General features: G+C 65.2%; 12 protein-coding genes, 1 tRNA gene and 1 pseudogene. 8 read left to right on the forward strand and 6 right to left on the reverse strand.

What is annotated here, in order from left to right; genetic code table 11:
• From D6682_02460 to D6682_02480, 5 genes are all read left to right on the forward strand, one after another.
• The coding region (locus tag D6682_02460) for a hypothetical protein (GenBank protein ID RMH52164.1) at positions 1-363 on the forward strand (363 nt) is incomplete at its 5' end.
• Positions 360-1,175, forward strand: a complete 816-nt coding sequence (locus D6682_02465; GenBank protein ID RMH52165.1) for a ParA family protein — start codon at positions 360-362, stop codon at positions 1,173-1,175. The genes D6682_02460 and D6682_02465, both read left to right, overlap by 4 nt.
• 28 nt (positions 1,176-1,203) lie before the next feature.
• A complete protein-coding gene (locus D6682_02470) occupies positions 1,204-2,070 on the forward strand; it encodes a ParB/RepB/Spo0J family partition protein (protein RMH52166.1) in 867 nt (288 codons plus the stop codon).
• 1 nt (position 2,071) lies between these two features.
• Entirely contained in the window at positions 2,072-2,407 is a 336-nt protein-coding gene (locus D6682_02475; GenBank protein RMH52167.1) for a ferredoxin, read from the forward strand.
• Positions 2,408-2,591: 184 nt separating this feature from the next.
• The gene (locus D6682_02480; protein RMH52168.1) at positions 2,592-3,515 is read left to right on the forward strand and encodes a tyrosine recombinase XerC; all 924 of its coding nucleotides are present in this window, start codon (positions 2,592-2,594) and stop codon (positions 3,513-3,515) included.
• Positions 3,516-3,540: 25 nt separating this feature from the next.
• Here D6682_02480 and dnaB read toward each other — a convergent pair whose 3' ends face one another.
• The 6 genes and pseudogenes from dnaB to D6682_02510 all read right to left on the reverse strand — a co-directional run bounded on the left by dnaB (position 3,541) and on the right by D6682_02510 (position 7,979).
• Positions 3,541-4,938 carry a replicative DNA helicase gene (gene dnaB / locus D6682_02485; protein ID RMH52169.1) on the reverse strand — a complete coding sequence of 466 codons (1,398 nt, stop codon included), beginning with the start codon at positions 4,936-4,938 and terminating at the stop codon, positions 3,541-3,543.
• Positions 4,939-4,981: 43 nt separating this feature from the next.
• On the reverse strand, positions 4,982-5,431 hold the full coding sequence (locus D6682_02490) for a 50S ribosomal protein L9 (protein ID RMH52170.1): 450 nt from the start codon (positions 5,429-5,431) through the stop codon (positions 4,982-4,984).
• A 3-nt stretch (positions 5,432-5,434) separates the two neighbouring features.
• Positions 5,435-6,370, reverse strand: a complete 936-nt coding sequence (locus D6682_02495) for a hypothetical protein (protein RMH52171.1) — start codon at positions 6,368-6,370, stop codon at positions 5,435-5,437.
• Positions 6,371-6,472: 102 nt separating this feature from the next.
• Positions 6,473-6,778: a 30S ribosomal protein S18 gene (rpsR, locus tag D6682_02500; protein ID RMH52172.1), complete on the reverse strand. Its 306-nt coding sequence runs from the start codon at positions 6,776-6,778 to the stop codon at positions 6,473-6,475.
• Between the two features lie 175 nt (positions 6,779-6,953).
• Positions 6,954-7,286, reverse strand: a pseudogene (locus tag D6682_02505) (hypothetical protein).
• 21 nt (positions 7,287-7,307) lie between these two features.
• Positions 7,308-7,979 carry a 30S ribosomal protein S6 gene (locus D6682_02510; GenBank protein RMH52173.1) on the reverse strand — a complete coding sequence of 224 codons (672 nt, stop codon included), beginning with the start codon at positions 7,977-7,979 and terminating at the stop codon, positions 7,308-7,310.
• On the opposite strand from D6682_02510, the gene D6682_02515 reads away from it, so the two are divergent.
• The 3 genes from D6682_02515 to D6682_02525 all read left to right on the forward strand — a co-directional run.
• A tRNA-Glu gene (locus D6682_02515) sits at positions 7,972-8,047 on the forward strand. The genes D6682_02510 and D6682_02515 overlap by 8 nt on opposite strands.
• 176 nt (positions 8,048-8,223) lie before the next feature.
• Positions 8,224-10,674, forward strand: coding sequence for a hypothetical protein (locus D6682_02520; protein ID RMH52174.1), 2,451 nt, complete (start codon positions 8,224-8,226; stop codon positions 10,672-10,674).
• Between the two features lie 232 nt (positions 10,675-10,906).
• Positions 10,907-12,652, forward strand: a 1,746-nt coding sequence (locus D6682_02525; GenBank protein ID RMH52175.1) for a glycosyltransferase, incomplete at its 3' end; no start/stop codon positions are given.

Genomic DNA, 12,652 nt, shown 5'->3' on the forward strand with positions numbered 1-12,652 from the left:
CGCGACGATCTCCATGGAGTGTTGGTCGAGCGGCGGAGGAGGCGGGCCGAGTTTTTGCGCCATGTGGTGCGTACCCTGCGGCTCGATGGCGAGGTCTTCTGTGGCGATGCGGCCGATATGGCGCTGCCGGGCCGGGCGGATGTGGTGGTGGCGCGCGCGGTGGCCGATCCGGCCACCTTGCTGCGGCTGGCCCGGCCGTTGATCGCTCCGGGAGGAGGGGCCATCCTTCCTGCATCGCCCGATGCGGAGGCGAAGGAGGTCGTAGGGTGGTGTGTCGAGGAGGATTCGTGGCTACAGTTCGGCCACGGGGTACGCCAGCGGGTATTGCGCTTCCGCCGTCAGGATGAGAGGTGTTTCACATGAAACATGAGAATCTCGGTCCGATCATCGCCGTCGCCAACCAGAAGGGGGGGGTGGGGAAGACGACCACCAGCATCAACCTCTCCGCCTCCCTCTCGGCGATGGACTACCGCGTGCTGCTGGTCGATCTCGATCCGCAGGGGAACAGCACCACCGGCCTGGGGATCGACAAGGGGGCGATCCACGGCTCCACTTACGACCTGTTGACGGCGGAGACGGGGTTGGGCGAGATCGTGGTCTGCTCCGATTTCGAGGGGCTGCTGGTGGCCCCGTCCGACGTCGAGCTGACCGCGGCCGAGATCGAGCTGATCCATGCCTCACGGCGGGAGTTCCGGCTGCACGACGCCTTCTCCGCCTACCACGGTGAGCCGTTCGACTATGTGGTGATCGACTGCCCCCCGGCGCTCAATCTGCTGACCATCAATGCGCTGACCGCCGCGGATCGGGTATTGATCACCCTGCAGACCGAGTTTCTGGCGCTGGAGGGGGTCTCGCAGATCCTGGAGACACTCCGGCGCGTGCGCAAACGGCTCAATCCGCAGCTGACCGTCGACGGCATCCTGCTGACCATGATGGACCGGCGGAACAAGATCGCCCAGCAGGTGGAGCGGGAGGTGCGGGACTATTTCGGCGCCCAGGTCTATCAGACGGTGATTCCGCGCAACGTCCGGCTGGCCGAGGCGCCCAGCTTCGGGGTGCCGGTGCTGCAGCACGACGTCCGCTCGACCGGGGCGCAGGCCTACCTGCAGGCGGCGGCGGAGCTGGTCCGGCGGGAGGCGGCGATGCAACAGGTGGAAGAGGAGGTGACGGTATGATGAGCACGGCCAGGGTGCATCGCCTCCCATGACCCGACAGCAGCAGCGCCGCCGTGGGTTGGGGCGCGGGCTGGACGCCCTCTTCATGGATGGCGAGGAGGGTGCGGCGACCACCTCCATCGCCGTCGATGCGATCGTCCCCAACAGCTATCAGCCGCGTCGGACCTTCCGTCAGGAGGAGCTCGACGCCCTGACCGAGTCGGTCCGGCGCAATGGGGTGCTGACGCCGATCCTGGTGCGTCCGACCGCTTCGGGGGGCTATGAACTGATCGCCGGGGAGCGGCGCTGGCGGGCGGCCAGGGCCGCCGGACTGGCCACCATCCCCGCTCTGGTGCGCGAGGTGAGCAGCGCGGAGGCGCTCGCCTTCGCCATCATCGAGAACGAACAGCGCGACAACCTGACGGCGATCGAGTCGGCCTGCGCCTACCAGCGGTTGATCGACGAGTTCGGCTACAGCCAACAACAGGTGGCCGAGGTGGTGGGGGTGTCGCGTGCGCAGGTGAGCAACCTGCTCCGGCTGCGCCAGTTGCCCGAAAAGATCCAGCGGATGATCGAACGGCGTGAGCTCTCCATGGGGCAGGCGCGGCCGTTGGTCGGCCTGGGGGAGGCGCGGGCGGTGGCGCTGGCCGAGCAGTGTGCGGCACAGGGATGGAGTGCCCGCAGGATGGAGCAGGAGGCCAGGAAGCTCGCCGCCGGCGGTGGAGCCGCGCGCAAGGAGGGGCGGGGAGAGGATCCCGACGCGCGCAAGATCGAGGAGGAGATCCGGCGCCATACCGGCCTGGCGGTGGAGGTGCGGCGCGACCGGAAGGGGGGGGGCAAGCTGACCATCCCCTTCGCCCATGTGGGAGAGCTGGAGGGGCTGCTGCGGCGGCTGCGCTCCGGCGGGGAGGGGTAGGATGCAGGAGGCGGAGAAGAAGCCCTCGATCCCCTCCTATCGACGCCATGTGTTGCTCTGCGCCGGCAAGCACTGCGATCCCGAAGGGGTGCGGGCGCTGGTTCACTACTTTCGCGAGCGGTTGCGGCTGCTCGGGCTGCTCGATACGGAGGTCCGGCTCAACCGGGCAGGTTGCCTCGGGGTCTGCCGCGAAGGGGCCATCGCCTGCATCTATCCCGACGGGGTCTGGTATTGCCGCATCGATGCTGCGGCCGTCGACCGGATCATCCGTCACCATCTGATCGGCGGAGCGGTGGTGGAGGAGCTGCTCTTCCACCACCACCGTCCGCCGGCGTGAGCCGGCCCATCTGTACCACCTCGTGGTTCGTCGGGCCAAACCTCCGGCTAGGGAGCAGTTGCGATCATGGTCCGATGGATTCACAAGAGGCCATCGCCGCGGCAATGGAGGTTGCGCATGCAGCCGACGGATTTGTAAGGGGATCGAAGAGCGCGCCCTTCGACCGCCGTCGAGCAAAAAGCCCATGGAGGGACTTTTTGTGATTCCATCAACACTGACCTTCCAGCAGGCATGCGCCCGGTATCTTCGGCAGTTGGCCGAGGTGCAGCGTTACTCTCCCCACACCATCGCCGCCTATCGGCGCGACTTCGCCGCGCTTGGTCGTCATCTGCCCGAAGGGGTGACGCTCGACCGGGTGGAGCGGTCGATGGTGGAGGGATGGCTGCTCGCCATGCACGCCCGAGGGCTGGCCGCGACCACCATGGCCCGACGTCTCTCCGCGGTGCGCGCACTCTTCGACTGGGCCGAGCAGGAGGGGTTGATCGCCCACAACGTGGTCAGCGCCATCCCCATGCCCAAGCTGCCGCAGCGGCTGCCGCGCGCGGTGGCGCCGGAGGAGCGGCGCAAGCTGTTTGCAGGCGCGGAGGGGCGTGCGCCCGACGATCCGTGGCGGGCGCGGGATCTCGCCCTGGTGGCGCTGCTCTACGGCTGTGGGGTGCGCATCTCCGAGGCGGTGGCGCTCGATCTGACCGATCTCGATGCAGGCGCACGTCTGCTGCGTATCGTCCGCGGCAAGGGGGGGAAGGCGAGGCAGGTTCCGATCCCGAGCGGAGCCATGCGTCTGCTGTGCCGCTGGCTGGATCTGCGCCCGCTGCTGCCGGCGCAGCCGGCGCTCTTCGTCAACCGGCGGGGGGGGCGGATCAGCAGCCGCAGCGTGCAGCGGATGATGAAACGGCTGGCGGCCGAGCAGGGAGCGGACGCAGCGGTGACCCCCCATCGCCTGCGCCACGCCTTCGCCACCGATCTGCTCGCCGGCGGCGCCGATCTGCGCGCCATCCAGGAGCTGCTCGGACACCAGTCGCTGGCCACCACCGAGCGCTATACTCATCTCGATATCGGGCGGCTGCAGGAGCTTTACCGCCGAACCCACCCGCGGGCGGGCGACTGAGAGGCTTGCGAGGGGGGGCCGGCGGCTACTCCCCGAATCCGCCGCCGGCGAAGTTCTCGAAGCGGGTGTATTCGTGGAGGAAGGTGAGCCGGACGGTGTCGGTCGGGCCGTTGCGCTGTTTGGCTACGATGATCTCGGCCACCCCCTGGTTTTCCGGTTTTTTGTGGTAGACCTCGTCGCGGTAGATGAAGGCGATCAGATCGGCGTCCTGTTCGATGGCGCCCGATTCGCGCAGGTCGGACATCATCGGCCGCTTGTCGGCCCGCGACTCCAGCGAGCGGTTGAGCTGGGAGAGGACCACCACCGGGATGTCGAGCTCCTTGGCCAGCCCTTTGAGCGCACGGGTGATCTCACTGATCTCTTGTTCGCGCCGCTCGGCATCGGGCGGCCCGGACATCAGCTGCAGGTAGTCGATCACCACCATATCGAGGCATTGCGAGCGTGATTCGCGCTTGAGCCGACGGCATTTGGCGCGCAGCTCGGTGACCGAGATCGCCGGCGTGTCGTCGATGTAGATCTCCGCCTCGGCCAGCGCACCGACGGCTCCGGCCAGCTTGCGCCAATCCTCCCGGGAGAGGTGGCCGGTGCGCAGCTTGCCCATGTTGACCCGCGCCTCGCTGGCCAGCATGCGCTGGGCGATCTGCTGGGAGGACATCTCCAGGGAGAAGACGCAGACCACATGGCGGCGCTGGGTCTCGCCGTCGGCAATGGAGCGGATCGCCGCGTTCTGCACGATGTTCATGGCGAAGGCGGTCTTGCCCATGCTCGGACGTCCGGCGATGACGATCAGATCCCCCTGCTGCAATCCGGCGGTCAGTTCGTCGAGATCCTGGTAGCCGGTGGGGATGCCGGTGATCGCCCGCTTGTCGGCGTAGCGTGCCTCCAGATCGCGATAGATCTGCGGCATCAGCTCCGCCATGCTGCGGAAGGCCGACTGGTTTTTGTTGAAGGCGGTGGCGATCGAGAGGATCCGCCCTTCGGCGCGGTCCAGATGGTCGTTGACCGTCAGGTCGGGCGATTCGTAGACCTCGCGGGCGATGTCGGTGCAGGCGGCGAGGATCTCGCGCAGCACCGCGCGCTGACGGACGATCTCCGCGTAGTATTTGATCCGCGCCGAGGTGGGCACCGAGTTGACCAGGTCGACCAGGTAGGCCTCACCGCCACAGCGATCGAGCAACTCGTGGCGCTGCAGGTGGTCCTTGACGGTAAGGGCGTCCACCGCCTGGGTGGAGTCGGCCCCGAGTTCGAGGATCGCCTGGAAGATGCGCCGGTTGGCCTCGACGTAGAAGTGCTCGGGGAGCAGTGATCCTTCGAGCTGCTCCAATGCATCGGGATCGATGAGGATCCCGCCGAGCACCGCGCACTCCGCATCGTAGGCGTGCGGCGGCGTGCGCTCGCGCAGCGTGGCCTGTGCCGGTTCCACCCCTCTGCCCCTCCGGTCAGCGGCTGCCGCCGGCAGGGAATGGTCAGCCGTTTTCCGGCTCGACGGTGAGGTGCATCTCAGCGACGACGTCGGGGTGGAGCCGGACACGGAAGCGGTGTGTCCCCAGGGTGCGGATCGGCTCGTCGATCAGGATGTCGCGGCGGTGGATTTCTTCACCAGCCTCGGCGATCAGCGCGGCGATGTCGCTGGTGGTGACCGAGCCGTAGAGGTGGGTGCCGTCGGATGTGGCGCGGGTGGTGGTCAGAGCCAGTGCGCCCAGCCTCTCTGCCCGGGCCTGCGCCGCCTCCAGCACCGATCGCTGTTTCTCTTCGAGCAGGGCGCGGCGCCGTTCGAACAGCTTGCGGTTGGCGCTGTTGGCGACGATCGCCTTCTTCTTCGGCAGCAGGTAGTTGCGGCCGTAGCCATCCTTGACCCGGACCACGTCGCCGACGTTGCCCAGGCGTTCGATGCGTTCAAGCAGGATCAGTTCCATGGGTCATACTCCTTCTTCCGGGGGGGCGCCCCGACGAAAATCAAACCAGGTGTCCAAAAGGCCGATGACGACGAAGGGGATGATGGCCAACGACCAGAAAAAGAGGAAGATGTACATCCCGGCGAGCAGCACGTTGAGCTGCCGCTCCTTGAGCCAGAGGTGGGCGACCGCCACCCCCTGAACGGCGAAGAGCGCGGCCAGGAGAAGCGAGAGCGCGATGGCGACGAACTGGAGGTTGCCGCCGGCCATATTGGCCGGCACCAGCGCCAGCAGCATCAGCAGGGCGAGGCGGGGCTGGAAGCGGACGTAGTACCAGGAGAAACAGCTGTCGTGGTAGAAGCCGTAGCGCATGGCCAACCAGCGGGCCCCGAGCAATCCTCCCCACCAGATGCTCCAGAGGCCGCCCGCCACGAGCCCCGGCATGGCGAGTGCGAGGCTCGCCTCCACCTCTTCGACCGCATCGCCACCCCGCCCCTCGATCGGGGCGAACATCGGCGCCATCAACATCCGGGTGTACTTCTGCAGCGAACCATCGCCATGCAGTGCCGCCCCCAGGGCGAGGGCTGCGGTGACGGCGCAGAAGATGGCGACGGCCAGCACCTCTCCGCTGCGCGCCAGGCCGCCGTGTCGACGCAGGATGTTCGCTGCCATGGCGGGCAGCACGGCGTAGAAGAGGAGGTAGATCAGCGTCACCGTCGGATCGAACCGGTTGAGCGCGGCCACACCGGCGCTGCTGATCAGGGCCACCGGGGTGACGAAGCTGCCGCCGCCTCCGATCTGGATCAGCGCGAAGAGCGCAGGTGTGGTGAAGTGGGCCACCACCGCGATCAGAATGAAGAGAAAGGCGATCATCGGCGCTCCCGGGAAGAGCCCGGGCAGCCAGAAGATGGCGGTGAAGAGGGTGAAGGCCAAGCAGGAGCAGGGCAGCTTCCTGGTCAAAAGGAAGTCGAGCAGGGGCGGCATGGCGGCCGAAGCCGCCGTCTGTTCCGGCGGGGGGGGTGTCATCCCGGTGGCTCCCCGTCCCTGTGCGGCCTGCTGCCCTCAACCCTTGTGCAACGGCGTGTAGGCGAGCAGGGCGAGCTGACGCGCGCGCTTGATGGCGGTGGTCAGCCGGCGCTGGTGCTTGGCGCAGGTCCCAGTCACCCGTGCCGGCAGGATCTTGAAGCGCTCGGTGATGAAGTGGTGGAGCAGGTCGGGATCCTTGTAGTCGATCCGCAGCGACTTGTCGGCGCAGAACTTGCAGAACTTGCGCCGCCGCTGCGGGCGTTGACGCGCGCCCCGCCGACCGGCGGATGTGACCGGCTTCTGCGCGGAAGGGGGGGTAGGGGTTCGATTGGTCTCACTCATCGTTTCGTTCCTTCTTCATGGGAGTCGTATCCTTCGGTTGCATACGCAGCCTCCGGATTTGCGCGGCACGCCAGCGCCGCGATGGTGGTTTCGCAAGAAACCCTCAGCCGTCATTCGCGTTCGATGCGATTGTTCGATCGATACCGCCCTCTTCGCAAGGGGTCGGCATCAATGGCTCGGAAAGGGGGCGGCACGCCTCGACCCAGATTTCCACCTGGCCCCAATGGGGTTGGCCCTCGCGACGATAGTAGCGTCTGCGCAGGTAGCCGCGGATCTCCACCCGGCTGCCGTCGAGCCCCGCCAGCGCACGGGCCTGCGCCCCGGTGGCGCGCAGCGGCAGCGGCTGCTGCCGCTCGACGCCGGCCCGCGCCGGCCCGACATCCGGGCGTTCGAGCAACAACGCTGCAATCACCGCCGGCTCGCCGCTCGGAAGCCAACGCCTGCGGACGCCGTCGACGGTTCCGACGAGCCAGACCCGGTTCACGCCGATGGCGCAAGAGGCCGCCATCGCCGCGTCTCTCCGCTGTCTTTATGCCGCAGCCGTCTCCGGCTGCTTCGATGCGCCTTCCACCGCGGTTTCGTTTCCGGCGGCCTTGGCGCTCTTGTTCCGCTCCCGCTCCCCGGCGCCATCCCCCGACTTCTGTTCCGGGGTGGCGGTGCGCTGGCTCTTCGCACGGCGGCGCATGAGTGGGGAGGGCTGGTCGGAGAGCTCGGTCAGGCGCACGGTGAGGAAGCGGATGATCCGCTCCTCCAGATGGATGGCCCGCTCAAGGGCTGCGACCGCCGATGGCGGCCCGTCGGTGACCAGCAGCATGTAGTGGCCGCGCTTGCGCTTGGCGATGGGGTAGGCGAGTCGACGCACGCCCCACGCTTCGCGCTTGACGATGCGGCCTCCGGCCGCCTCGACGCGGGTGACCAGATCGTCGGTCAGCTTCTCGGCGTTCTCCTGGGATGTATCGGGATTGACGATGAATACGGTTTCGTAGTACACGGCGCTCCTCTTGGTGTCGTGAGGCGGTGTGGCCGGTGCCGATCGGCGGATCCGCCGGATCGGGCGACGCCGGCCGCCCGCATGACGCCCTGAACATGGTTGCAGCGCATTCAGAGCGAGGGGGCGGCATTCTGGAGGTGGGCACCGGTTTGGCAAGCGGGCTTTGACGCATGGGGGGTGCAACGCTAGAAATCGCACACCTGCTCCCATCGTCTAGCGGTCCAGGACGCCGCCCTCTCACGGCGGAAACAGGGGTTCGATTCCCCTTGGGAGTACCAGGATTGCCACCGTGTTCGCCTGGGCGGTTGCCAACGCTTCAGTCGAGCCGAATCTGGCCGATAAACGTATCGCACGGGCGGGCTCGTCGATCGGTCACACAGATGATCCTTCTGCTCTCCCAGATGGGTGGCCTGCGTCGATCCATGCCTTGAGATTGACTGCCTGATGGGGGGGAGTGTTGTTTCTCTTTCAGTCGGATGAAGGCGGCCATCGGCTCTGCCCCATCCCCAGCGGACGCGCGGGGCGGGCGAGCTGGATCCGTTCGTTTCCCTTGGTCTTGATCGCATGGCTGGTGTTCTCATCGGCGGCGGAAGCCGCGATGGGCGATCGGCTGGTTCCGGTCGGTCGGAGGTTGACGCTCTACCGGCAGCCGGCATTGAGTTCCGCGCTCGTCGCCAGGGTTTCCCACGATCAGCGGCTGATCGAACTGGAACGGATGGGGGCTTGGGTGCTCGTCGCCGTCGGGAAGAGCGGCGTGCAGGGATGGGCCCGCATTTCGGCGCTGAAGCCTCTATCCGGGGTGGCATCGGTGGCGCATCGGGCCGCGGACAAGGCAGGGAGGGTGGTGCGCTCCCGCGTATCCGGGGAGGGGACCCGCGAACGGGGAGCGGAGGCAGGCGTGGCTGCGGCGACCTCTTCCGCCCCGGTGTCGACAAGGGGAAGCACAAGTTTCCTCTCCAGCCGTGATTTCGATCTCCTCGATCTGGGGCTGAAGGACGGTATCGTGTTCGACGGCTCCGGAGGGCATGGAAAGACCATCTTCTTTCCGGCGCCGCTCGATTCGGATGTGAGCAGCGGCGAGTTCGTCTTGCGCTACCAGGCATCCTCCATGATGCTGGATCGCGCCAATCTTCGGGTCTCCATCAACGACCGTCCCATGAAAGTGCGACGGATCGCGTCGGATGGCATGGTGCATCAGTTTTCCGTGCTGCTGCCCCCCTCCCTCTTTCGCAAAAGAGGGCTGGTCAAGGTCCGGATCAGCGGCCACCTGATCGGGAGCGACGATCGCTGTCGCGACGAGCGGGACGGGGCGCTCTTCGTTCGCATTTTTCCCGAGACAACCCTGCATATCGCCTATCATCCCGCACTCCATTCCGTGCGCGACTACTGGCGTATGTTGCCCCGTCATGTGGTGCTCTCGCTGCCCGCGGGCAAGCTGACCCCCGAGGTGTTCAAGAGCGCCTGGTCGATGATGGTCATGCTGGAGAAGGCGGGTAAGGTGGTACGGCTGACGCGCCTTCCCGAGATCGGACACATCGTCATCGCTTCCCGGGCGCAGCTGCAGGATCAGATCCGGGCGCATCCGGTGAAGAGGGGCGGGACGGCGAAGTTTGCTCGTCTCTTCTACCCGGAGTCGGGCAAGGGGGCCAACATCGCCCTGGCGCGCTATGGAAACCATCGCTTCCTTGCGCTGAGCGAGCCGTTCGACACCACGCCGTTCTATCTGCTGGACGACCATTGGAACACGTTGGCCGCGGGACAACATTACCGTCTGTTTCCCCTCACCTACGCATCCTACCGGTTTCACATGCGTCTGCCGTCGCATTCGATGGGCAAGCGGATCGCTATTCCCGTGGAACGGATCGGGATCAACACCCGGGTGCAGAAGATGTTCCGCTCCACTTCGTGGACGACGACGGTCGGGCCGTACGATTTTCCATCGGGGGTGCGGATGTCCCGCTTGCGGCTGGAGGTCGTCGCTCCGGTCCGCGACGAGCGGGATCCTAAGTATGAGCTCTATGTCTACCTCAACGACATCCTGCTGCGCTCCATGCGCTTGAAGGACAGTGGCGCGGTGCAGTCGTTCGAGATTCCGCTGCCGAAAAAGTACCAGATGCAGTTCAACAAGCTCGCCATCGTCGCCGAGCACGATGTCGACAATGGCGATTGTCGGGGCATCCCTCCCACGGATCCCTTTCAGATCCTGCCAAGCAGCCGGCTGCTGCTGGTGCGGCACACCGGGGATCCGGAAAACTTCTTCGATCTTACCTACTACTTCTCCGACGGGTTCGACACCTACATCGAGGAGGAGGGTCTTGTTCATGCGGATCGGATCCTCTATCTGCTCACCCGTATCGCGGTCGACTACCCGTTGCTGGCGGACATGTCGCGTGTTCACTTCGTGGCTGCCGGCAGCCGGTTGGAGCCATCCGGGCCGTTCTGGGCGATCGGGGCGTTCGACCTCGGTGATATCGAGGCGCCGGTGCGGTTTGACAAGGGGCGGGTGAGCGTGGTGGACCACGAGGGGAATGTGCTGCTCGATGTGGATCGCCTGCCTGATGTCACCACCATGCAGATCGCCAGGGCAGGGAGGTTCTACGGTCTGCTGATCCATCCCGATCGCGGGCGCGACTATCTCTTCCCCGAGGCGTTGCATCTCCAGCGTGACGATATCGCCTTCCTGGACGACAACGGCATCATCCTGTCGCTGGACAGCCACCACCCCACGCTGGTGCGGATGTTCTATCCCGATGTCTCCACCTGGTTTGACGTCTTCGATGCCTACCGCTTCTGGATCTTCGCCTTCGGCTGGTTCCTGCTGAGTGTGCTCGCCCTCTACATCTTCCGCCAGATGCGGCACCAGCGCGCCCTACGGAAGGCGGCGGTTGATGACATCGACCATTGAAGTGGATGCAAGGGGCGAAAAGGCGCGGCAGAGATCGCCGCGTATCGGTGACCTTCTCGTTCAACGGGGGCTGATCACCCCGGAACAGCTCAGCCAGGCGCTCGAAGAACAGAAGGAGAAGGGGGGGAAGCTCGGGCTCATCGTGCTCGAGCGGGGCTGGGTGGATGCGCACCGGTTTTATCAGGTTCTGCTGGAGAACGATGCCAAGGCGCCCCGCCGCCACATTGGGGAGATGCTGGTCGATGAGGGGCTGATTTCCGAAGAGCAGCTGGCCCGGGCGTTGGCGGAGCAGAAACGCACCGGGCAGCGGCTGGGTGATGTGCTGCGTCAATGGAACTGGGTCAAGCCCGAGGAGTTCTATGCGGTTCTGCTCGACAGTTTTCGACGGGGGAAGATCGGCGAGCTACTGGTGCGCAAGGGGTTGCTGACCCGAGAGCAGCTGGACGAAGCGCTGAAGCTGCAGCGGCGTTGGGGGACGCGAATCGGCGATGTGCTGCTGGCCAAGGGTTGGGTGCGTCCCTTCGATCTCTATCAGGTCATGGCGGAGCATCTCGGCAGGCCGTTCATCAACCTGATGGATGAGCCGGTGGATGATACGCTGTGGGATCCCGGGCTGCTGGACTGTTATGCGGAGTATCAGTTCATTCCCTGGCGCCGTCAGGGGGATCGGGTGATTCTTGCCGTGTCCGACCCCGAACCGGCGAATCTGTTGATGATCGAGCATATCTACAAGGATGTGCCGACCGACTTCGTGATCACCTCGAAGCTGGATCTGCACTGGTCGCTGCAGGCGCACGGTCGGGACTACTTCAAGCATCGCGCGGTGAACAAGTTGCGTGAGCGACAGGCGGAACTCTCGGCCAGTCAGGTGTTCACCACCCCCCAGTTGGTGACGCTCTATCTCTTTGCCACGGCGTTGCTGGCCGCACTGGTGCGCTGGCCGGTTCCCACACTGATGGCGATCAACATGGCCCTGGCGCTCTTTTTGCTGCTCAACTTCGGCATGCGCGTGATCTTTGCCTGGGTGGGCAGCCACGAGTCCATCGATGTCAAGGTGACGGATGAGGAGGTGGCGGCGCTGGAGGATGAGGATCTGCCCACCTACACCATCCTTGTTCCCATGTACAAGGAGCCCGAGGTGCTCCCGATCATCGCGCAAAGCATTCGTGAGATGGATTACCCGCTCTCCAAGATCGATGTGAAGCTGGTGTTGGAGGAGGATGATATCGAGACGTTCGAGGAGGCGAAGCGACTCGGCTTGGAGGGGATCTTCGAGATCATTCGCGTGCCTCCGTCGTTGCCGAAAACCAAGCCCAAGGCGTGCAACTATGCGTTGAACTTCTCCCGCGGGGAGCTGCTCACCATCTACGATGCCGAGGATAAGCCCGAGCCCGACCAGTTGAAGAAAGTGGTGGTCGCCTTTCGCAAGGCATCCAGTGAAACGGCGGTTATTCAGGCGCGGCTCAACTACTTCAATGGCCCGGAAAACTGGCTGACCAAACAGTTCACCATCGAGTATTCGTTGTGGTTCGACTTCTACCTCCCGGCGCTGGATGCCCTGCGCATTCCCATCCCCCTCGGCGGAACGTCGAACCACTTCCGCATGAAGGTGCTCAAGGAGGTGGATGCTTGGGATCCCTACAACGTGACGGAAGACGCCGATCTCGGTGTTCGCCTCACACAGCTGAACTATCGTGTCGGTGTGGTGAACTCCACCACCTTTGAAGAGGCCAACAGCAATCTGCACAACTGGATCCGGCAGCGCTCCCGCTGGCTGAAAGGTTATATGCAGACCTATCTCGTCCATATGCGACGGCCGTTGCATATGTACCGTCTGCTCGGGCACGTCGGTTTCTGGGGGTTCCAGTTTTTCATCGGCGGGACCATTCTAAGCGCCCTGATCGCGCCGTTCTTGCATGGCATGTATCTCTTCTGGCTCTTCACCATGACCCATGCTTTCGATCCGCTGTTCTCCCCC

The sequence above is a fragment of the Zetaproteobacteria bacterium genome (genome assembly GCA_003696765.1).
Taxonomy (GTDB): domain Bacteria; phylum Pseudomonadota; class Zetaproteobacteria; order Mariprofundales; family J009; genus RFFX01.

What these genes read in the sequence shown, in the direction of transcription:
- D6682_02465 (RMH52165.1), top strand. Translation starts at nt 360, where the DNA reads ATGAAACATGAGAATCTCGGTCCGATCATCGCCGTCGCCAACCAGAAG.
- D6682_02470 (RMH52166.1), top strand. Translation starts at nt 1,204, where the DNA reads ATGACCCGACAGCAGCAGCGCCGCCGTGGGTTGGGGCGCGGGCTGGAC.
- D6682_02475 (RMH52167.1), top strand. Translation starts at nt 2,072, where the DNA reads ATGCAGGAGGCGGAGAAGAAGCCCTCGATCCCCTCCTATCGACGCCAT.
- D6682_02480 (RMH52168.1), top strand. Translation starts at nt 2,592, where the DNA reads ATGGAGGGACTTTTTGTGATTCCATCAACACTGACCTTCCAGCAGGCA.
- D6682_02490 (RMH52170.1), bottom strand. Translation starts at nt 5,431, where the DNA reads ATGGAACTGATCCTGCTTGAACGCATCGAACGCCTGGGCAACGTCGGC.
- rpsR (RMH52172.1), bottom strand. Translation starts at nt 6,778, where the DNA reads ATGAGTGAGACCAATCGAACCCCTACCCCCCCTTCCGCGCAGAAGCCG.
- D6682_02510 (RMH52173.1), bottom strand. Translation starts at nt 7,979, where the DNA reads ATGGGAGCAGGTGTGCGATTTCTAGCGTTGCACCCCCCATGCGTCAAA.